We start from the raw sequence: 19,592 nt of genomic DNA, 5'->3' as shown, positions 1-19,592 counted from the left end.
ACGGGGACGGACCAGCAGGTGGGGAGCAGGCGGACATGGGGGCACGGACGATGACCGGCACGACGAGCAGGACCAGGCTGCACCACCTGGTGCAGGAGCAGGCCGCGCTGCGCGGCGGCCGTACGGCGCTGAGCCACGGCGACACGTCGTTGACCTACGCGGAGCTGTGGGACCGCGTCGCCCACCTCGGCGCCGCGCTGGGCTCGCTCGGGCTGGCCCGTGGCGACCGGGTGGCGGTGTTCCTCGACAAGCGGCCGGAGACGGTCGCCGCGATCTTCGGCACCTCGGTGGCGGACGGGGTCTTCGTGCCGGTCAACCCGGTGCTCAGGTCGGCCCAGGTCTCCTACATCCTCGCCGACTGCGACGTGCGGGTGCTCGTCACGACCCGGCAGCGGTGGGAGGGGCTGCGCGAGGCCGTCAAGGAGTGCGCGGCGCTCGGGCACGTGGTGCTGGTGGACGCCGAGCCGGGACAGGCCATGGCGGCGCAGGCCCTCGCGACGCAGGACCTCGCGGTCCACGCCCTGGCGTCCTTTCCGCAGCCGGCGGCGGACGACCGGACGGAGTCGACCGTCGACCTCGACATGGCGGCCATCCTCTACACCTCGGGCAGCACCGGGCGGCCCAAGGGCGTCGTGCTGAGCCACCGCAACATGCTGGTGGGCGCGGAGAGCGTCAGCGACTACCTCGCCAACACCGAGGACGACGTCATCCTGTCCGCGCTGCCGCTGAGCTTCGACGCCGGCCTGAGCCAGCTCACCACCGCGTTCGCCGTGGGCGCGCACGTCGTGCTGCTCAACTACCTGCTGCCGCGCGACGTCCCCCGGCTGTGCGCCCGCTTCGGGGTCACTGGGATCACCTGCGTGCCGCCGCTGTGGCTACAGCTGGTGACGGTGGACTGGCCGCCGGAGGCCACCGCCTCGATGCGCTACCTCGCCAACACCGGCGGGCGGATGCCCCGCGCGACCCTCGACCGGTTGCGCGACATCTTCCCCGCGGCGAGCCCGTTCCTGATGTACGGCCTCACCGAGGCGTTCCGCTCGACCTACCTCGACCCCGCGCAGGTCGACGCGCGGCCGGACTCGATCGGCAAGGCCATCCCCAACGCGGAGATCCTGGTCGTGCAGCCCGACGGCACGCCCTGCGCGCCGGGCGAGGAGGGCGAGCTGGTGCACCGTGGCCCCCTGGTGGCCATGGGCTACTGGGGCGACGCCGAGCGGACCGCCGAGCGGTTCCGGCCCGTGCCCGGTCCGGCCACCGACTGGCGTGCGCCCGAGCTGGCCGTCTGGTCCGGTGACCGCGTGGTCGCCGACGAGGAGGGCTTCCTCTACTTCGTGGGGCGCACCGACGACATGATCAAGACCAGCGGCTACCGCGCCAGCCCGACCGAGATCGAGGAGGTCGTCTACGACACCGGCCTCGTGACCGACGCCGTCGCGCTCGGCCTCCCGGACCCCGCGCTGGGGCACCGGGTCGTCCTGGTCGTGAGCCCCTACGGGGACACCGTGGACACCGCCGAGCTGCTCGCCATCCTGCGCCGCACCCTGCCGCTCTACCTGGTGCCCACCGAGGTCGTCGTACGCCACGAGCTGCCGCGCGGTCCCAACGGCAAGTTCGACCGGGTGCTGCTGCGCCAGCAGCTCGAGAGCACGGGCGCCGCCGCCGACACCCACGACAGCTCGGAGAGCCACGCATGAGGACCGAGGAGCACCTGGCCGCCTTCGGCCGCGACGGTGCCGCACTGGAGGTCGCGGGCATCCCGCTCGAGCGGCTCGCGGCCCGCGTCGGGTCCACGCCGTTCTTCGCCTACGACCGGGCGGCGATCACCACGCGGGTCGCCGAGGTGCGCGCGGCGCTGCCCGACCGGGTCGGGCTCGGCTACGCCGTCAAGGCCAACCCGATGCCGGCCGTGGTGCAGCACCTGTCGCGTCTCGTCGACTCGCTCGACGTCGCGTCGGCGGGCGAGCTCGCGATCGCGCTCGACACCGGGCACGACCCGGCCCGGATCAGCTTCGCCGGTCCCGGCAAGACCGACGCCGAGCTGCGCCGGGCGGTCGCCGCCGGTGCGGTGGTCGAGATCGAGTCGCGCACCGAGCTCCAGCGCCTGGTGCGCACCGGCAAGGAGCTCGCGGTGCGCCCGCAGGCCGCCGTCCGGGTCAACCCGCCGTTCGCGGTCAAGGGCTCGGGGATGCGGATGGGCGGCGGACCGCAGCAGTTCGGCGTCGACGCCGAGATGGTGCCCTCGCTGCTCGGCGAGGTGTCGCCCGGCGACGTCGACGTCCTCGGCTTCCACGTCTTCGCCGGCTCGCAGAACCTCCGCGCCGACATCCTGGTCGAGGCACAGGCCCGCACCGTCGACCTCGTCCTCGAGCTGGCCACGCACCTGCGCGACGAGGTGCGCTACGTCAACCTCGGCGGCGGCTTCGGCATCCCCTACTTCGAGAAGGACGAGCGTCTCGACCTCGCCCTGGTCGGGCAGCGCCTCGGCGAGCTGCTCGACGAGCGCCTGGTCGAGGACCTCCCGCACGCGGCCGTCTCGCTGGAGCTCGGTCGTTACCTCGTGGGCGAGGCCGGCGTCTACGTGACGCAGGTGGTGGACGTGAAGGAGTCCCGCGGCCAGGCCTACGCCGTGGTCGACGGCGGCATGCACCACCAGCTCGCCGCGTCCGGCAACTTCGGCCAGGTCATCCGCCGCAACTACCCGATGGCCCTGGGCAACCGCCTCGGCGACCCCGACACCGGTCCCGTGACCGTCGTCGGGTGCCTGTGCACCCCGCTCGACCTGCTCGGCGACTCCGTCGAGCTGCCCCGCCCGGACGTCGGCGACCTCGTCGTGGTGTTCCAGGCGGGCGCCTACGGCCTCACCGCCAGCCCGACGGCCTTCCTCGGCCACCCGGCGCCCGCGGAGGTCCTGCTGTGACCACCGGACCGACCCACCCGACCGACCTCACCGAACCGACCGACCTCACCGACCCGACCGACGCAGGGAGCTCCACCATGACCGCCGACACGCTCGCCACGACCACCTCGCCCGACACGACCCTCGCCGGGGTCGTCGAGGTGCTCGCGCGCACCCTCGGCATCGAGGACCGCGCCGGCTCGCTCGCCCGCGAGACCGGGCTCTTCGGCGAGCTCCCGGAGCTCGACTCGCTCGGCGTGGTCGAGCTCGCGGCCGCCCTCGAGGACCGGTTCGACATCGAGATCGACGACGAGGACTTCACCGGAGAGGTGTTCGAGACGATCGGCACCCTCACCGACTTCGTCGCGTCGCGGACCTCCTGACCCGCACCGACGGCCGGAGGAGCGCACCATGACGACGAGGGACCTGCTCGGCGCGGCACTGCGCCGCTGGTACGTCATGGTCGCCGGCGCGGTGCTGAGCCTCGGCTTCGTCTACGTCACCACCCACCAGCCGCCGGTCTACTGGACCCAGCTCAACGTCCTGCTCCTGGGGCCGAAGAACCCTGAGTTCCCCAACTACCTCGAGGACCCGCGCTACACCCTCTACCCGATGGTCGGCGTCGTGGTCGACGACGTCAACGGCGGCGAGGCGGCGATGGCGACCGCCTCGACGGACACCAACATGGTCGGGCAGGGCCTGACCGACGGGGTGCAGGTCCGGGTGCCCAACCTCGGCACGCAGTGGCGGCGCGACCTCACCGCCAACCACCTCGACGTCCAGGTGGCGGCCTCGACGCCGGACGAGGTGTCCCGGCGTGCCGACGCGACCGTCCAGCGGGTTGCCGCGGCGCTGCGCGAGCGGCAGGACGAGCTCGGCATCGTGCCGGGGATGCGGGTCACGTCGGTGGCCGCGACGGACGACCCGACGATCTACCAGGTGGGCGGGAGCCGGCTCCGGTCCGCCGCGGCGTCCGGGATGAGCGGCGCCGCGATGACCGTCGTGCTCGTCTACTGGCTGGAGCGGCGCCGGTCGCGCAAGCCGTCGACGGACTGACGCAGGGCAGGCACGACCGACCGTCGCGGTGCGCTCCTCGGGGCGCCCGCCGACCGGGCCCCCACCCGGTCCAGCCAGGCGGGTCCGCGCGGTGCCCGCAGCAGCGCCGGCCGGACGAGCACGCCCACCGCCGCCCGGGCGATGGCGTCGCCCCTCACGGCCCGCGTCGACTCCCGCAGGACGAGCGCGAGCCAGTAGAGCGCCGCCGCGGGGCGCGAGGAGCGCCGGGCGAAGAACCGCAGCCGGTTGGCCGTCAGCAGCGCCCACAGCCGGGGCGACGTGCCGGAGTCCCCCTCGAGGTGCGTCGCCGAGGCGGCGGCGACGTACTGCACGCCGAACCCGCGGTCACCGGCCCGGAGGTGGAAGTCCGTCTCCTCCGAATAGAGGAAGAACGACTCGTCCCACGCGCCGCTGGCGTCCAGGCAGGCCCGGCTCACGAGCTGGGTCGAGCCCTCGGCCCAGTCCGGCCGGGCGTCGTCGGCGTAGAGGGCCGGGTCGCTCACCACCTCGCCCAGGGCCGGCCACCGACCCGCACGGGAGGCGCCGACCAGTGCGTCGGCGTACGCCCGCAGCAGGGTCGGTCGCCGTCGCATCGACAGGACCAGCTCCCCGTCGCCGTCGACGAGGCGCGGGACGGCGATGCCGGTCCCGGGCCGGTCCAGCGCCGCCACCAGCAGCGGGAGGCAGCCGGGCGCCAGCCGGACGTCCGGGTTCAGCACCAGCACCGCCGGCGCCTCGGGTGTCGCGGCGACCGCGGCGTTGACGGCAGCGGCGTAGCCGGCGTTGCGACCGGTCTGCACGACCGTCGCCTCGGGGGACAGGGCGCGCACCAGGGCGACGGTGTCGTCGCTGGAGGCGTTGTCCACGACCACGAGGTGGTGGGGCACGTCGCCCGCACCCGCGCGCAGCGACGCCACGAGCCCGGGCAGCACCGCGGCGCTGTTCCAGGTCACCACGGCCACCGTGACGGGCGCGCCGGACGTCATCCGCCGGCCCGCCTCATCCGACGCGGACGCGGGGGCGCCCGACCGTCAGCGGGACGGCCTGGGGGCGGCTCCACTCGACGGGCGGGTCGAGCGCCGCCGGACCGCCGAGCAGCCACACCTCGTCCCACTGGACCCCGGCGAGCCAGCGGTCGCCGCCGACGAGGTCGCTCAGCGGTGCGAGGTCTGCGATCTTCAGCCCGGTCACGAGCACGGGGTCCGCGGGGGACAGGCCGGCGAGGGTCGACCTGAGGGCGGCGAGGTCGGGCACGGCCGACATCACGAGTGGACGTCCCGCGCGCTCGAGGAGGAGCGGTCGACCACCCGGGCCGGCGAAGCCGCCGGCGCGGTCGAGGTTGACCAGCGTGAGCGGGGTCTCCGACGACCAGTCCACCAGGTCGACCTCGTGAGCGATGTCGGCCAGGACCACCGGGACACCGAGGGCCGCGCGCACGCGGGCGGCCGCCGGTGACTGGCGCAACCACCGGCGGCGCCACCCGTGCTGCTGCACGATCGGCAGTCGGCGCCACGAGGGATCGCGGGCGTCGACCGTGCCGCAGGTGGTGTGGATCGGGACGAGCGCCGGGTAGTGGTCGGCGACGTGGCGGTGCGCCTCGGCGAGCCGCGCGAGGTTGGTCGTCAGGCTGTTGTGCGTGATGGCGGTGTCGACCGCCCCCGCCGCGCGTCCCGAGGAACGCACGCGGAGGGCGTACTCGACGGCGTAGGCGTGCCAGGCCAGCTCGGGGTCCTCGCTCAGGGGTTCGGCCAGCAGGTCGTCGCGGCGGGCCATGACCAGCACCTCGTCGAGCGTGTCGACCTCCACGGGGGTCGGGGCGGGCTCGCCGATCAGGATCACCCGGTCACGCAGCCGGCCCGCCCACTGTCGCCCGGACGTCACGCCGCTGGCGCCCAGGATCCCCCAGCGGGGATCCTCGAGCGCGGCGGCCGCAGCCGCGAGCCGGTCGACGTCGTGCAGGTAGACGTCCTGGTGCACCATCACCACCACGTCGTGGTGCGCGCGGCGCACGGCGTGGTTGAGCGCCGCCCCCGCCGAGGAGAAGGCGTGGTCGGTGTTGTCGACGGGCAGGTACTCCACCTCGACAGGCCCTCGGTAGGCGTCCAGCGAGCGGTCGAGGCAGTGCCGCCGCACCTCGATGTCGTTGAAGACGCACGCGATCGTCAGTCCCACGGGCGAAGTCGACCACGGCGGGCCGTGCCCCCGAGGCGGACCGGCAGGGACATCCCCCTGTTGGGGTACGCCGGTGCAGCGGCGGACGTCAGCGCAGGCGCTTGACCGCCCCGACGGCGGCCCCCTTGGCGCGCACGGGTGCGGCCGGGCGGCGCAGCACCTCGCGCTCCACGGACTCCGGGGTGTCGCCGGCGTGGATGCTGTAGCGGGGCTGGATCCAGCTCTCGGTCCGGGCCCAGCGCCGGTCGCTGGTGTGCGCCGAGCGGTAGCCGAGCCGTCGCAGCGCTCCCAGCACGTGGCGGTCGTAGCGCCCGAGGGGGCAGGCGGCGTCACGGACGGCGTGGCCCGTCACCTCTGAGAGGGCCTGCCGGGCGGCGACCAGCTCCTCCTGCTGCCGCCCCGGGTCGAGGCCGCGCCAGGGTCGGTGCGTCATGCCGTGGTTGCCGATCGTCATCCCGGCGCCGTGCAGGCGGCGGACGTCCTCGCGCGACAGGCTGCCGGGCTGGTCGAGCCGGCCCGCGACGACGAAGAAGGTGGCCGTCAGCCCGCGCTCCTGCAGCGCCGGGAGGGCGATCGCGGCGTCGGAGGCGTTGCCGTCGTCGAAGCTGAGCCGTACGTCGTCGCGGCCCGCGACCCGGTCGAGGATGCCGAGGAAGGTGTCGCGACCGGTCCAGTAGGTCTCCTCACCGGGCTCGAGGACCCGGCCGGGAGCCCCGATGCCGTGGAAGCAGACGTTGACGACGCGCATGCGGCGAACAGTAGGGAGTGGCCGCCTCGCCGGGACCGGGCGGCGTCGGCAGGTCACCAATTGGGGGTATTCGGTCGGACGGTGCGCTCCACGGGCACGGGCCGGCTCCTACTGTCTGACGCGGGTGCCCGGGTGGGAGGCACACCGGGATGGGGAACGGGGACCAGGCATGGCAGTCAACGAGGGCGCCGCGGCGCGGGTGCGGCACGCGATGGTGGACGCGCCGGGTTCGCTCGGCGCGCGGATGCGAGCCCGTCGCTGGGAGCTGGTGGAGCAGTCCTTCCCCGACCTGGCGACGATGTCGGTGCTCGACCTCGGCGGCACCGTGGAGTCCTGGCGCCGCGCGCCCGTGCGCCCCAAGGACGTCACCGTCCTCAACCTCTTCGAGCCGGGGGAGTCCGACGACGCCTCGCTGCTGCCGGTGACGGGCGACGCCTGCCGCGCGCGGGAGGCGCTCGCCGCCGCCGGCGCGCCCACGTCGTACGACGTGGTGTTCTCCAACTCGCTCCTCGAGCACGTGGGCGGGCACGCCCAGCGGGTGGCGCTCGCCGCCGAGGTCCACGCGCTGGCGCCCCGGTTCTGGGTGCAGACGCCCTACCGCTACTTCCCGGTCGAGCCGCACTGGCTCTTCCCCGGCCTGCAGTTCCTCCCGATGGCCGCGCGCGCCAGGCTGGCCGCCCGCTGGCCGCTGGCGCACAGCCGCCCCGAGTCGCGCAGTGCGGCGATGTCTGAGGTGCAGTGGACGGAGCTCGTCGGCGTCGCCGAGCTGCGTGCCTACTTCCCCGGCGCGCGCGTCCACCACGAGCGGGTGGCCGGCGTCACCAAGTCGCTGGTGGCGGTCGGCGGCGGCGCCTCCTAGGCGGGGTTCACCGCGCCTCCGGCATCCCAGACGTTGCCCGACCAGACGTTGCCGGCTGCTCGGCGGTCGAACGACGTGATCGGTCCGTACACCCCGCACTTGCGGTTGGTCCCGCGCTCGAAGACGTTGTTGGTGAACCGCACGTTGGTGGCCTGGTAGGGCTTGGACGTCGAGGCCCCGCCGTAGGCGCAGTAGGAGATCGACGAGCTGTTGGCGCGCAGGAAGTTGCCGTCGACCGTGACGTTGTCGATCGGGCCGAAGTCCCCGAACAGCGACACGTTGGCCGTGCACCCGCCGTCGGTGCGGTTGAGCACCGCGGTGCAGTGGAGCGTGTTGCCGCGGATCACCATGTTGGAGCCGCCGTTCGAGATGAAGGCGTTGTTGTGGTAGCTCCCGCCGTCCGGGTTGTGCTGGTCGTGGAGCCAGGACTCCGTGACCTCGCAGTTCTCGTTGCAGTGGAAGCTGTGCTGGCCGCCGGTGACGTCGACGCGCCTCGCGGTGATGTTGTAGCCCCAGAGCGCGCCGGTCGAGGTGTCGCCGCCGCGGACGTCGGAGTCGGTGACGGTCACCGAGCTGCCGCCGTCCTGGTAGATCGACTGGATGCGCGGCACGAGCGACTTCTCGATGACGACGCCTGTGGTGTGGATGAGCAGCGCGTCGCACGAGCCGGTGGCGTCGACGGCCGAGATGGTGCGCGGCGAGGTGATGGTGCACGGGCCGTTGTAGGGGGTGAGGTTCGTGCCCGCGGGGACGCCCGTGTTGTCCGGTCCCGGCCAGGAGGTCGGCACGGTCGTCGGGGTCGGCGTCGGGGTGGTGGTCGGGTCCTGGGTGTCGCCGGCCGGGACGAAGCGGACGTCGACCCAGTAGTTGGTGTCGCGAGCGGCCTCACGGTCGGGGAACCCGGCGCCGCCGGCCGCGGTCGTCAGGCCGTTGCGGTCGGCGGGCGCGCGGAGGTGCGCGTTGGCCTTCGGCGTGCGGAAGGCGCCGGAGCTGGCGGCGTGGATGCCCTTGCCGCGCGTGTGCACCGACACCACGTAGCGGCGTCCGGCGCTCAGCGTGACCGGGGCGTCGAAGGTGACCTTGCGCCAGCCCGTGCCCGTCACCGGACGCACCCGGGCGCGCGCGAGCTGCTCACCGCGCCCGGTCCACAGCGTCGCGGTGCGGGGCGTCGCGGAGCGCCACCGCATGGGCTTGTAGTAGCGCAGCCCCACGGCGGAGCCGGCGACCTTCGCGGTGAACCGCATGCCGACCTCACGGGCGGGTCCGCGCCGCACCACGACCTGCGCCCGAGGCGCACCCCCCGCGAAGAGGCCCACCTCGGTGGCGGCCCGCCGCTCGGCGTCGGGTGCTGCAGGCGACGGGCCGGTCGTCACCGTGATGGCGCCGAGAGCCGCCGCCAGCACCGCGAGCGGCACGAGCCGACGCGACCGTCGAGGTCGTGGGTGTCCGGTGCGGGAGGAGGGACGTCGGGTCGTGGGCAGGGGGAATCGCATGGGGCCTCGCTGTCACGCTGCACGGGGGTACGGCGCTTGTGCCGGGGGTGGGCAAAGACGGTCGGCATCATCCACGGGCAGCGCTCGTGCCACAAGCCGGTGGAGCGTTATCCCCCAACGGTGGGAGGTCCGCCGGCTCGACGACGGTCAGCGTGGGGCAGGTGCGAGGGTGGTGACCACCCCACGGTGGTCGCTGCCCGCGGCCCCCGTGAGGAGGTGGTCTGTGGGCACCAGGCCCCGGGTGGTGAGCACGTGGTCGAGCGCGAAGAGCGGGGGGACGGCCACGCCCATCCGCGACAGGCGGCCGTTGGCCGGCCACGTGGCGGCCAGCCCCGCGTTGAGCTGCTCGGCCACGTCGCGCAGGCCCATGTCGGACAGCGCCCGCACGGGCTCGTGGTCGAGGGTGGCGTTGAGGTCGCCGACCACGACGACGCGTCCCGTCACGGTGTCGCCGTAGGTCTCCCGGAGGTGGTCGAGCACCTGCGTCCAGTCGGCCCGCCAGCGTGCGCCTCCGTCCTGGTAGGGCGGCGTCGGGTGCAGCGCGACCACGGCCACGTCGTCCGGACCGGGCACGTCGAGCACCACGACCCGTGAGTCGCCGCCGTCGGAGACGAGGGTGTCGGACCTGATCGGATGGCGGCTCCACACGACCGACCCGGAGCTGGTGCCGGAGCTGGTGCCGGAGCTGGTGCCGGAGCCGTCGTCGAGCGTGGAGTGGGGCAGCGCGTCGCCGATCCCGGCGGCCACGACGCCCTGGACCTGGCCGCCCGGGGCGTCGGTCACCACGAGCACGTCCACCGACTGCTGCTCGACGAGGGAGGCGACCGCGCCCGCGTCGCCGGTCTCGAGGTTCTGCGTCATGACGACGAGCCGGGCGCCCGCCGGGTCGGCAGCGGGCACGTCGCCGACGAACAGGGGGGCCAGCCACCAGGCGTAGAGGGCGCCGAGGCCCAGCGCCAGCACCAGCAACGGCCGGCCCAGCGCCGGTCGGCGCCACAGGAGCAGGAGGGCGCCGACGACCGCGACGACGGCGGCAGGAAGCCCGGCGGGGGTGAGGGCCACGAGCTCGATGCCGCGCCGGACGCCGGGCGACAGCACCCGCGCCGCGGCGAGGGCCGCTGCGACGGCCGTCGCCGCGAGCACCACGACGACGAGGACGGCGGTGACGAGGGCGCGGCCCGCGCCCCCCGCGCGCGGTCCGTCCGGTCGGGCGCTCGTCACTGCCGCACCACGGTCGGCGACCACGCCTGCTCGATGAGCAGCTCGGGCTCCGCGTCCGCGCTGGCGTCCACCGACCACACGTCGGTGACGCCCGGCTCGTCGGCGCGGGTCAGCCCGTAGAGGAGGGTGTCGTCGTCGAGCCACTCCACCTGGTCGTCGAGCCCGCGCGGTCCGTTCTCCAGCAGGATGCGCTCGCCGGTGGCGAGGTCCTGCACGGCGACCTGCCACACCGTGCGGCTCCCGGGGTCGACGTCGACCTTGAAGGCGACGCGTGAGCCGTCCGGCGACAGCGACGGGCACTCGGCGTCCGGCGACACCGAGGTGAGGGTGCGCTCGACGAGGTCGCCCTCGACGAGCCAGGTGCGCCCCCCGGTCCCGACTGTGGCGTAGAAGGTCCGGTCGTCCACGAACGTCACGCCCCAGATGTTGCGGTCGAGCGGGTCGACGCGCCGGCCGTCGAGGACCAGCTGGAACTTCTCGAGGTTGCCCCAGCGCGTCCCGCCGCCGAACGCATGGACCTCGGTCGCGGTGGAGAAGCCCGTCGACATGTAGGAGTGCCCGGTGACGAAGACCGTGGTGGCGACCAGCGACCCGTCCGGGGAGAGCCGGGTGCGGCTGGGGATGCCGGGGAGGTCGACCGTCGCGACCTCCTGCCAGTCCGGGTCGAGCTCCCGCACGGCGTACGACGTCACGACGCCCTGGTCGGTGACCAGGCACGAGGCACCCTCGGCGCGGGCGGCGACGCGGTCGCACGCCACGCCGGTGAACGCGCGGGCCCCGCCCGGGTCGTCCACTGGGACGATGGCCACGGTGCCGTACTCCCGGTCGATGCCGGTGTGCCGGAAGACGATCCTGGGTCCGTCGGCCACCTCGGTGACCGGGGCCTCCGAGGCCTCCGGCTCGGCGGCGCGCTGGGCACGGACCTCGCGTCCCTCGCGCAGGACGTAGACGCCCGCGGCCGCCACCAGGACGACGACGACGGCGACGAAGGCGAGGACCCGGACGCGGGCGCTCACGCGCGGACCACGCGGCTCGCGAGGGTCACGGCGTGAGCTCCGCGACGTCGAGGCTCCTGACGCGGGTCGCGGCGACGAGGACGGCGACCGCGAGCACCGCGGCCACCGCGGCCATCGCGACCGCCGGGCCGAGGAGCCACCACAGCAGGCCGAACCCCGCCGAGGCGAGCATCCGAGCCACCGCGACCACGGTCTGCGCCGCGGCGATGCCGCTGGTGCGCGCCTGCACCGGGACCAGCCGGCCGGCGATCGCGGCGATGACGCCGTCGGTGGCGGCGTAGAACGTGCCGAGCAGCAGCAGCGTCCCGACGGTGGCCACGGCCGTCGAGCTGGGCAGCACCGAGCACAGGTAGGCGCCGACCAGCGCCAGGTGGCCCACCACCAGGGTCCGGGCCCGCCCGATGCGGTCGGCGAGACGCCCGACCGGCACCGCCAGCAGCAGGTAGGCGACGTTGGTGCCGACGTAGAACAGGGGGAACCACGTCACGTTGAGGCCACCGTGGTCGAGCAGGGCGAGGTAGATGAAGCCGTCGCCGACGGTGAGCAGGCCCAGCGTGCCGGCGACCACCAGCAACGGGCGCAGCCGGCGGTCGGCCAGGTCGCGCCAGCGGAACGGCGGTGCGGACGGCCTGCTGGCACCCGCGGCCTCCCGGGACCGCGACCGCACGTCCGGCCCGAGGAGTCCCAGGAGCGCGACGCCCGCCAGCGCGAAGGCCAGCGAGACGACGAGGACGACGGAGTAGCCGCCGGGCACCAGCGCGAGCAGCCCGAAGGCGATCAGCGGTCCCAGCGCGGCGCCGATCGTGTCGAGCATCCGGTGCACGCCGAAGGCGCGTCCGAGGTGCTCGCTGGGCGTCGAGGTGCTGATCATCGCGTCGCGGGGAGCGGTGCGGATCCCCTTGCCGATGCGGTCCGCGGTCACGACGGCCGCGATACCCGCCGCGCCTGAGGCGAAGAGGAGGAACACGCGGGCGACCGCGGAGAGGCCGTAGCCGAGGAACGCGACCCACTTGGGGCGGTCCGTCGCGTCGGCGAGCCAGCCTCCGCCGAGCCGGACGAGGGCGCTCACGCCCTGGTAGAGGCCGTCGATGAGGCCGTACGCCACCGGTGAGAGGCCGACGACGGCGGTGAGGTAGAGCGGCAGGATCGCCGAGACCGACTCCGAGGAGACGTCGGTCAGGAGCGACACGACGCCCAGGATGATGACGACCCGGCCGACCGGCGGCCGCGCAGCCGAGCCTGATCCCGCCCCCCGGGTGTCGGAGGTGGGCCGGTCGCGGACGGAGATGTACATCCGGCTCACGCACCCCCGGCGCGCAGCGACGCGTGGACCGAGTAGGACGTGCGGGAGCCCTCGGGGGTGGCGGTGACCGTGACGGTGCTGCGCCCACGCCGGAAGGCGACCGCCTGCGAGCCCGCCGCCGCGGCCGGTGCAGCCAGCTCCGTCAGCCCGCGGCGCGCCAGGCGCGTGCGGTAGGACATCAGGACCTCCGCGGGGTCCAACGAGGTCGAGGCCACGAGCGAGACCTGGAGCCGGTCACCGGAGGGGGAGATGCTGCTGCTCTCCACGCGAGCGGCCCGCGTCGGGCGCAGGACGGCCGGGAACCGTGTCACCAGGCGGCCCGTGGCGCTGGCTGCGGCGGGGAGCGGCTCGGCCACGAGCGGCGCGGAGCCCACCTCCTCGAGCAGCTCGGACAGGCTGGTGACCTCGGGCTGGGACTCCTCGGGCATCTCGAGACCTGCCGAGCCGTCCTCCTGTGACGTCGCGTCCTGCGACTCCTCGTCGGAGCCGGCCTCCTCGCCGGCCTCCGCGGACGGGTCGGGGGACACCGACGCCGATCCGGTGGGGGCCTCGGCGGTCGCGTCCGGGTCGGGGCTCGACAAGCCGTCCGGTCCGTCCTCGTGCCCGTCGCCGGGTGCCTGGCTCGTCGGCGGGGCCGACGGTGATCCGGACGACGAGACGGGCGACGAGCCAGTCGCCTCGTCCGGTGCCTGCCCCTCGCCCCCGCACCCGGCCAGGAGCAGGACCGTCGCCAGGCCCGCCAGTGCTCGTGTCCCCACCTGCAACGTGCTCATCTCCATGGTGTGGCCGCCCCCACGGCCGTGTGCGTGTCGTCCGGATCGTCCGGGTCGTGCGGTCAGTAGGCCCCGCGGTGGCCCAGCACGGCGCCGACCGTGCGGGCCAGGATCGAGAGGTCGAGGCGCAGCGACCAGTTGTCGACGTACTTCACGTCGAGGCGCACCGACTCCGCCCAGGTCAGGTCCGAACGGCCCGAGACCTGCCAGAGGCCGGTCAGGCCGGGCTTCACGGCGAGCCTCCGCCGCGGGTCGACGTCGTACTTGGCGACCTCGCTCGGCAGCGCCGGGCGCGGGCCGACGAGCGCCATGTCGCCGCGGACGACGTTCCACAGCTGGGGCAGCTCGTCGAGGGAGTAGCGCCGCAGGCGCCGTCCCAGCGGGGTGATGCGCGGGTCCAGCTGGATCTTGAACAGGACGGCGTCCTTCTCGTTGACCAGGGCCAGCCCGCTGCGCTCGGCCTCCGCGTCGACCCCCATCGAGCGCAGCTTCAGCATCGTGAACGGTACGCCGTCGCGGCCGATCCGCTGCTGGCGGAAGATCGCGGCGCCCGGGGACTCCAGCCGGATCGCGAGGCAGAGCACGGCGAGGACCGGCAGCGCCGCGACGAAGGCGACGAGGGCGACGGCCCGCTCGGCCACGTCCTTGAGCACCCGTCGAGGCCCGCCGAGCACGGCGGGGGCGACGTGCAGCACGTCGATGCCTCCGGTGGAGACGACGCGGGTGCGCTGCGGCGCGACGTCGAGCAGGCCGGTGCCGACGAAGAGCTCGGTGCCCGTGCCGGCCAGCGACCAGTGCAGGCGGCGCATCTCGGTCGACGAGAGCCGGGCGCCGGGCAGGACGACGAGCGCGTCCGCCTGGTGGCGGTGCGCCGCGTCTGCGGCTTCTTCGAAGCCGAGGAACGTCGGCAGGTCGCCCAGTGTCGTGGTGGTGCGGGTCAGGCACGCGGCGACCACCTCGTGGGTGCCGGTGGCCTGGACCTCGAGCATGGCCTCGCGCACGTCGCGGGGCCGGCCGGCCAGCACCACCCGGGGACGGTGCCGCCCGGCGACGAGCGACGGCACGGAGCTCGCGACGCTGAGCACCGCGACGAGCCCGGCGAGGCCGACGACGTCGACGGTCACCAGCCACGGCGAGAGGGCGAGCGCCAGCACGGCGACCTTCGCACCCGTGCCGAGCACGAGCGCGGGACGCGCCAGGCGGCCCTCGCCCAGCGTGGGGCGGCGGTAGCGGCCCACGACCAGCAGGACGAGGGGCCAGGCCAGCGCCGTGGCGACGGCGGCCGCGAGGGACACCGTGCCGAGCGCCGCTGCCCCGAAGGCGACCGCGAGCGAGACGGCGGCGTCCACGCCGGCCATCGGCCGGCCGGCGAGGCGTCGCGACCAGGGCGTGGCGGCGGGGACGACGGTGGCCGGAGCCTCGGCGGGAGGCGCCTCCGTGCCGGGCGCCTCGCGCACCACGGTCAGCTCGCGGAGCAGACCGAGGTCCCCGCCGTCAGTGATCGTCCCGCCCTCGGCGAGGTCGGTGACCATCGCCTCCGGCTCCTGGACGACCTCGCGCGGCCGTGGCACCGGTGCGGTCAGCACGGCGGCGTCCGCCCTGCTCATGCCCACAGAGATCTGCGTCATCGCTCCCCATCCCCTTGCGAGGTGCCCCCCGATGGCACTCCGTCGCTGACTGTGGTGCGAGCCTAGGAAGGCTGCAGCGTCGGGGCATGCCGCAAATCAGCGAAAGCCCTGCAGGGACTGGGTTTTCGGGCCACTTCGACGGGCGGGGAGTTACCCAGTCCGTGGGATGGGCGGCATGCCGTGCGGGACCTACGCTCGGAGAGGTGCACCACCACTGATTCGCCGCGCTCGTCCTGTCCCGCTCTGGTCCTCGTGACCTCACAGGGTGGCGAGGGACCCCCACCCCTCGACACCGCAGACGAGGCGAATCAGGAGCGGCGGTCGGGGTCCCCCCTACTCCGACCGCCGCGGCACCACCCACCCGCCGCTGGGCGGGCGCGGCACGGCCCCCACCGTGCCGACCGCCCGTCCGGCGGGGGGCGTGCCCGGCGTGGTGCCGGGACTCAGCCCCGGCCGGGGGCCACGGGCGGGCTCGGGAGCGCGGCCGCGCGAGGACGAGGCATGGTCGGCGGGACGCCGAAGAACCGCTCGTGCCACATCTCGAGGCACAGCAGCGTCCAGAGCCGGGCCTCCTCGCCGGCGCCCCGCTCGTGGCGGTCGACGAGGTCGCGCACCGTCGCCCGGTCGAACGTCTGCGCGACCCAGGAGTCGGCTCCGGTGAGGCGCTCGCGCGCGGTGTCCCGCAGCCCGCTGCGCAGCCAGGCGTCCAGCGGGACCCGGCGCGGCGCCACCTTGCGGTCGATCAGCTCGTCGGGCAGGAACGGCCGGGCGACCTCGCGCAGCACCCACCGGCTGGTGCCGGCGCGCACCTTCACCGAGGTCGGCAGCCGGAAGGCGAGCTCGACGAGGCGGTGGTCGAGGAGCGCCGGTCGCACCTCGACGGACGCCGCCATCGACATGCGGTCCGCGCGCTCGAGCAGGTGGTCGGGCAGCCAGTGCCGCAGGTCGTGGCGCAGCATCCGGTCGACCGGGTCGACGCCGAGCGCGGGCGTCGCCCGGCGCTCGGGCGGCGGGCCGCTGCCGATCAGGCGCTCGCGCTCGCCTGCGGAGAACGGTGCACCGAGCCGGCGCTCCACCTGGCCCGCCAGGCCCGAGCGCACCCGGGCCGGCAGGACCGAGCTGCGCTCGGCGAGGCGGGCGAGCCGGTGCTGCGGGTGACCGCCGAAGACCTCGTCGCCGCCGTCGCCGGACAGCACCACGCTCACGTGCTCGCGCGCGGCGCGGGCCAGGCCGAAGGCGGTGACGTCGGCCGGGTCCGAGATCGGTGCGTCGCGGTGCCAGGTGAGGGTCGACCACAGGTCCTCGAAGTCGGTGGCCCCCAGCTGCACCTCGTGGTGCCGGGTGCCGAGGACCGTGCTCACCCGCCGGGCCGTGGACAGCTCGTCGAGGTCGTCGCCGAAGCCGGCGGAGAAGGTGTGGACCGCGTCGTCGCCGCGCAGCTGCTGCACCTGGGCGACGACGAGGCTGCTGTCGAGCCCGCCGGAGAGGTACGACCCCACGGGCACGTCCGCGACCAGCGCCGAGCGGACCGCCTCACGGACGCCGTCGCTCACCGCCTCGATCGCGTCGCCGGTGCTCCACGTGCCCTCCGGGTCGGCCTCGGGCAGGGCCCAGAACTGGGTCTCCTCGAGGTGCCCGCCGGGCTGGATCGACACCCGGTGCGCGGGGCGTACCTTCTTGACGCCGTCGAACAGGGTGTCGGGCGCCGGCACGACCCGGGTGCCGAGGTAGGCGTCGAGGCTGCGGTGGTCGACGCGGGGCGCCGGGCCGAGCGCCAGCAGCGCCTTGATCTCGGAGCCGAAGGCGATGCCGCCCGGGACGTGGCGGTAGTAGAGCGGCGAGATGCCGAGCCGGTCGCGCACCAGGTGCGTGGTGTCGGTGCGCAGGTCGTGGGCCACGATCGCGAACTGGCCCTGCAGGCGCTCGACGAAGCTGATCCCCTCGAGCGAGAGTCCGGCCAGCACCACCTCGGCGTCGGTGCGCGTGCGGAACGGGTAGTCGAGGTGGGCCCGCAGGCTGTCGTGGTTGAGGATCTCCCCGTCGTGGACGAGCACCCACCGGCCGTCGACCGAGTGCATCGGCTCACGGGAGTGCTCGACGTCGACGACGGCGAGACGGGTGTGTGCCAGGCCGATGTCGGGGCCGACCCACGTGGCCGCCCCGTCCGGGCCGCGGTGGCGCAGCAGCTCGGACATCTCGCGCAGCGCGTCGCCCGCGGACGCGCCCGCCGCGAACGCGCGGACCCCGGCGATGCCGCTCATGCGCCGTGCTTCCAGCCGACCTGGTTGGCCATCCCGACCGCTGCCAGCTGGGAGGAGATCTCCAGCTTGGCGAGGATCGACTTGACCTGCGTGCGGACCGTCGCCTCGGAGACGACGCTGTCCTGCGCGATCGTGCGCACGGTGCGTCCCTCGATGAGCGAGCCGAGCACCTGCCGCTCGCGCGGCGTGAGGAGGTCGAGGCGGCGGCGGATGTCGTCGTTGGCCTGGCGGTCGCGGGCCCACGCACCGAGCAGCTCCTCGAGCTCCTCGCGGGTCACCACGGGCAGTCCCTGGTGCAGCCGGCGCACGGTGCCGAGCGCCTGCTGCAGCGCCCCGGTCTTCGGCAGCACCTTGCGCGCCCCCATCCGCATGCAGGCACCCCAGCGTCCCTCGTCCTCGGAGGCGGTGAGCACGACGACGTTGATGTTGGCCCGGGCCAGCGGCGCGATGAGGTTGACGCCGTCGCCGAAGCGTCCCAGGTCGAGGTCGAGCAGCACGGTGCGGGGGTTGGCCCGCAGGGCGAGGGATCGCAGGGTCGCCATCGAACCGCCCTCGGCAGGCAGCTCCAGCCGACGCACGTCGTAGCCCTCGAGCGAGAGCGCGAGCTCCAGGGACTCCGCGAAGAGGACGTGGTCGTCGACGATCAGGACCCGGTGGTCAGCCCGAGCGGCGCCAGGCACGGCCGTCCTCCATCGTCAGGGCGGCCACCGCGTGGGTCGTCGAGCCGGTCGTCGACGGACCGTCCTCGGGCGAGCGGCGGGCCCGGGGGAGCGTGATCACGAAGGACGAGCCCACGGCCTGCGGCTCGGCGAGCCGCAGCGACCCGCCGTCCTCGGTCATCAGCCGCTGCGCCACGTGGAGGCCGATGCCCTCACCGGCGGACTGGCTGCCGCGCCGTCCCCACTCGAAGATGGAGGCGCGCTGGTCCTGCGGGATGCCGCGGCCGTAGTCGGTGACCCGGATGTCGACGTTCTCCTCGTCGCGCCGCACCACCTCGACGAGGCTGGTGTCGGCGCCGCCGTGCTTGACGGCGTTGTCCATGAGCACGTTGACCACCTCGGCGAGCGCGTCGAAGCGGGCTCGGACGACGTCGCCGTTGCTGCGGAACTCCACGCGCCGGCCCTTGAGCCGCTGGAGGTCCAGGATCATGCCGAGCGCCTCGTCGAGGTCGATGTCGGTGGCGGCGTCGTCCTGCCCGGAGAGCAGTCGCTCCATCCGGTCGAGCTCGCGGCGCAGCGAGCACCAGAGGCGCTCGCGCACCTCGGCCGGGACGTCGGAGCGGTCCATCAGCTCCGAGCCCGTCACGAGGCCGGCGACGGTGCTCCGCAGCTCGTGGAGCCGCTCCTTGTGGTCGCGGGTGGCACTGACCAGGACGTGCTCGAAGTCGTTGATGCGGCGGCGGTCGCGCTCCAGGCCGCGGCGGAGGCTGACCCACGCGAGGGTGAGCCAGACGGCGCCCGTCGCGGCGCGGGCGATGGTCACGGCCGCGTCGAGCCCGGCGTGGGCCCCGGCGAAGGCGTGGACGAGCTGGCCGGCGACGACCACGAGGGCCGTCGTGACGAGGAGGGCCGACATGGCCGGCGAGAGCGCGCCCTGGCGCAGCACCAGCACCACGACGGCGACGTGCGTCGCGACGAGCACGCCGATCAGCATCTCCATGAGGGCCGACGGGGGCCGGGCGATCGGGAACTGCAGCAGCAGGTGTCCCGAGGCCACCAGGCCCATGCCGAGGCCGATGGTGAACCCCTCGTCGAGCACGTGGCCCTTGCGGTGCAGGCCGAGCAGCGGTCCGACGACGGTCGCCAGGCCGACGACGGCGGCGGCGACCAGGAGCGTCAGGCTCACCGGTCCGCGCGGCGGTGCGCTCTGCAGCGCGAGCAGCGTGACGACCAGTGCCTGCGCTGCGACGAGCGCGCCGGTCCCCACGATCCAGCCGGTCACCGGACCGGCGTGGCGACGCCACGTCACCATGGCGGCGCAGGCGGCCCCGGCGACGAAGACGCCGCTGACCACCCCGTCGCCCAGCGACGGCATCGCCGTCACGGCCGGGGACAGCTGCCACATGTGAGCGCTGCCCGATCCGACCCAGACCAGAGCCAGGAACGTGACCACCCCCGTGGTCACCGTCCCCGCCCGCTGTCTGATGTTCCCCCACTGACGTTCGAG

At 74.5% G+C, this 19,592-nt stretch carries 17 protein-coding genes; 5 read left to right on the top strand and 12 right to left on the bottom strand.

The window, feature by feature from the left end; translation table 11 throughout:
• Positions 1–35 precede the first annotated feature (35 nt).
• The 4 genes from SHK17_RS16850 to SHK17_RS16835 are packed head-to-tail and all read left to right on the top strand — an operon-like array spanning position 36 to position 3,952.
• Complete coding sequence (locus SHK17_RS16850) at positions 36–1,694, top strand: acyl-CoA ligase (AMP-forming), exosortase A system-associated (RefSeq protein WP_322920072.1); 1,659 nt, start codon at positions 36–38, stop codon at positions 1,692–1,694.
• Positions 1,691–2,917, top strand: coding sequence for a pyridoxal-dependent decarboxylase, exosortase A system-associated (locus SHK17_RS16845; RefSeq protein WP_322920071.1), 1,227 nt, complete (start codon positions 1,691–1,693; stop codon positions 2,915–2,917). Before SHK17_RS16850 ends, SHK17_RS16845 begins: the two co-directional genes overlap by 4 nt.
• On the top strand, positions 2,914–3,279 hold the full coding sequence (locus tag SHK17_RS16840) for an acyl carrier protein (RefSeq protein WP_322920070.1): 366 nt from the start codon (positions 2,914–2,916) through the stop codon (positions 3,277–3,279). Before SHK17_RS16845 ends, SHK17_RS16840 begins: the two co-directional genes overlap by 4 nt.
• 28 nt (positions 3,280–3,307) lie before the next feature.
• Positions 3,308–3,952 carry a FeoA family protein gene (locus SHK17_RS16835; RefSeq protein ID WP_172266210.1) on the top strand — a complete coding sequence of 215 codons (645 nt, stop codon included), beginning with the start codon at positions 3,308–3,310 and terminating at the stop codon, positions 3,950–3,952.
• On the opposite strand, the gene SHK17_RS16830 is transcribed toward SHK17_RS16835, so the two are convergent.
• The 3 genes from SHK17_RS16830 to SHK17_RS16820 all read right to left on the bottom strand — a co-directional run bounded on the left by SHK17_RS16830 (position 3,907) and on the right by SHK17_RS16820 (position 6,872).
• Positions 3,907–4,938: a glycosyltransferase family 2 protein gene (locus SHK17_RS16830; RefSeq protein WP_172266207.1), complete on the bottom strand. Its 1,032-nt coding sequence runs from the start codon at positions 4,936–4,938 to the stop codon at positions 3,907–3,909. The two genes, SHK17_RS16835 and SHK17_RS16830, sit on opposite strands and share 46 nt — an antisense overlap.
• Before the next feature lie 13 nt (positions 4,939–4,951).
• Positions 4,952–6,124: a hypothetical protein gene (locus SHK17_RS16825; protein ID WP_322920069.1), complete on the bottom strand. Its 1,173-nt coding sequence runs from the start codon at positions 6,122–6,124 to the stop codon at positions 4,952–4,954.
• An 88-nt stretch (positions 6,125–6,212) separates the two neighbouring features.
• Positions 6,213–6,872 carry a polysaccharide deacetylase family protein gene (locus SHK17_RS16820; RefSeq protein WP_322920068.1) on the bottom strand — a complete coding sequence of 220 codons (660 nt, stop codon included), beginning with the start codon at positions 6,870–6,872 and terminating at the stop codon, positions 6,213–6,215.
• A 169-nt stretch (positions 6,873–7,041) separates the two neighbouring features.
• On the opposite strand from SHK17_RS16820, the gene SHK17_RS16815 reads away from it, so the two are divergent.
• Positions 7,042–7,731: a hypothetical protein gene (locus SHK17_RS16815; protein ID WP_322423039.1), complete on the top strand. Its 690-nt coding sequence runs from the start codon at positions 7,042–7,044 to the stop codon at positions 7,729–7,731.
• On the opposite strand, the gene SHK17_RS16810 is transcribed toward SHK17_RS16815, so the two are convergent.
• From SHK17_RS16810 to SHK17_RS16770, 9 genes are all read right to left on the bottom strand, one after another.
• Positions 7,728–9,146 (bottom strand): DUF4082 domain-containing protein, encoded by a 1,419-nt coding sequence (locus SHK17_RS16810; RefSeq protein WP_322920067.1) that lies wholly within the window; start codon positions 9,144–9,146, stop codon positions 7,728–7,730. The genes SHK17_RS16815 and SHK17_RS16810 overlap by 4 nt on opposite strands.
• 225 nt (positions 9,147–9,371) lie before the next feature.
• Complete coding sequence (locus tag SHK17_RS16805) at positions 9,372–10,445, bottom strand: endonuclease/exonuclease/phosphatase family protein (RefSeq protein ID WP_322920066.1); 1,074 nt, start codon at positions 10,443–10,445, stop codon at positions 9,372–9,374.
• Entirely contained in the window at positions 10,442–11,461 is a 1,020-nt protein-coding gene (locus SHK17_RS16800) for a hypothetical protein (RefSeq protein ID WP_322920065.1), read from the bottom strand. Before SHK17_RS16800 ends, SHK17_RS16805 begins: the two co-directional genes overlap by 4 nt.
• A 25-nt stretch (positions 11,462–11,486) precedes the next feature.
• Complete coding sequence (locus tag SHK17_RS16795) at positions 11,487–12,755, bottom strand: MFS transporter (protein WP_322920064.1); 1,269 nt, start codon at positions 12,753–12,755, stop codon at positions 11,487–11,489.
• Between the two features lie 5 nt (positions 12,756–12,760).
• Positions 12,761–13,537, bottom strand: coding sequence for a hypothetical protein (locus tag SHK17_RS16790; RefSeq protein WP_322920062.1), 777 nt, complete (start codon positions 13,535–13,537; stop codon positions 12,761–12,763).
• Between the two features lie 62 nt (positions 13,538–13,599).
• The gene (locus tag SHK17_RS16785) at positions 13,600–15,165 is read right to left on the bottom strand and encodes an exopolysaccharide biosynthesis polyprenyl glycosylphosphotransferase (RefSeq protein ID WP_322920060.1); all 1,566 of its coding nucleotides are present in this window, start codon (positions 15,163–15,165) and stop codon (positions 13,600–13,602) included.
• Between the two features lie 443 nt (positions 15,166–15,608).
• Positions 15,609–17,426 carry an asparagine synthase (glutamine-hydrolyzing) gene (asnB, locus tag SHK17_RS16780; protein WP_322920058.1) on the bottom strand — a complete coding sequence of 606 codons (1,818 nt, stop codon included), beginning with the start codon at positions 17,424–17,426 and terminating at the stop codon, positions 15,609–15,611.
• The gene (locus SHK17_RS16775; RefSeq protein ID WP_172266174.1) at positions 17,423–18,106 is read right to left on the bottom strand and encodes a LuxR C-terminal-related transcriptional regulator; all 684 of its coding nucleotides are present in this window, start codon (positions 18,104–18,106) and stop codon (positions 17,423–17,425) included. Before SHK17_RS16775 ends, asnB begins: the two co-directional genes overlap by 4 nt.
• Complete coding sequence (locus tag SHK17_RS16770) at positions 18,084–19,490, bottom strand: sensor histidine kinase (protein ID WP_322920056.1); 1,407 nt, start codon at positions 19,488–19,490, stop codon at positions 18,084–18,086. The genes SHK17_RS16775 and SHK17_RS16770 overlap by 23 nt, the downstream gene beginning before the upstream one ends.
• Positions 19,491–19,592 lie beyond the last annotated feature (102 nt).

The sequence above is a fragment of the Nocardioides renjunii genome, from assembly GCF_034661175.1.
Lineage (GTDB): Bacteria > Actinomycetota > Actinomycetes > Propionibacteriales > Nocardioidaceae > Nocardioides > Nocardioides renjunii.
This window is presented reverse-complemented; position numbering and strand designations above follow the sequence as displayed.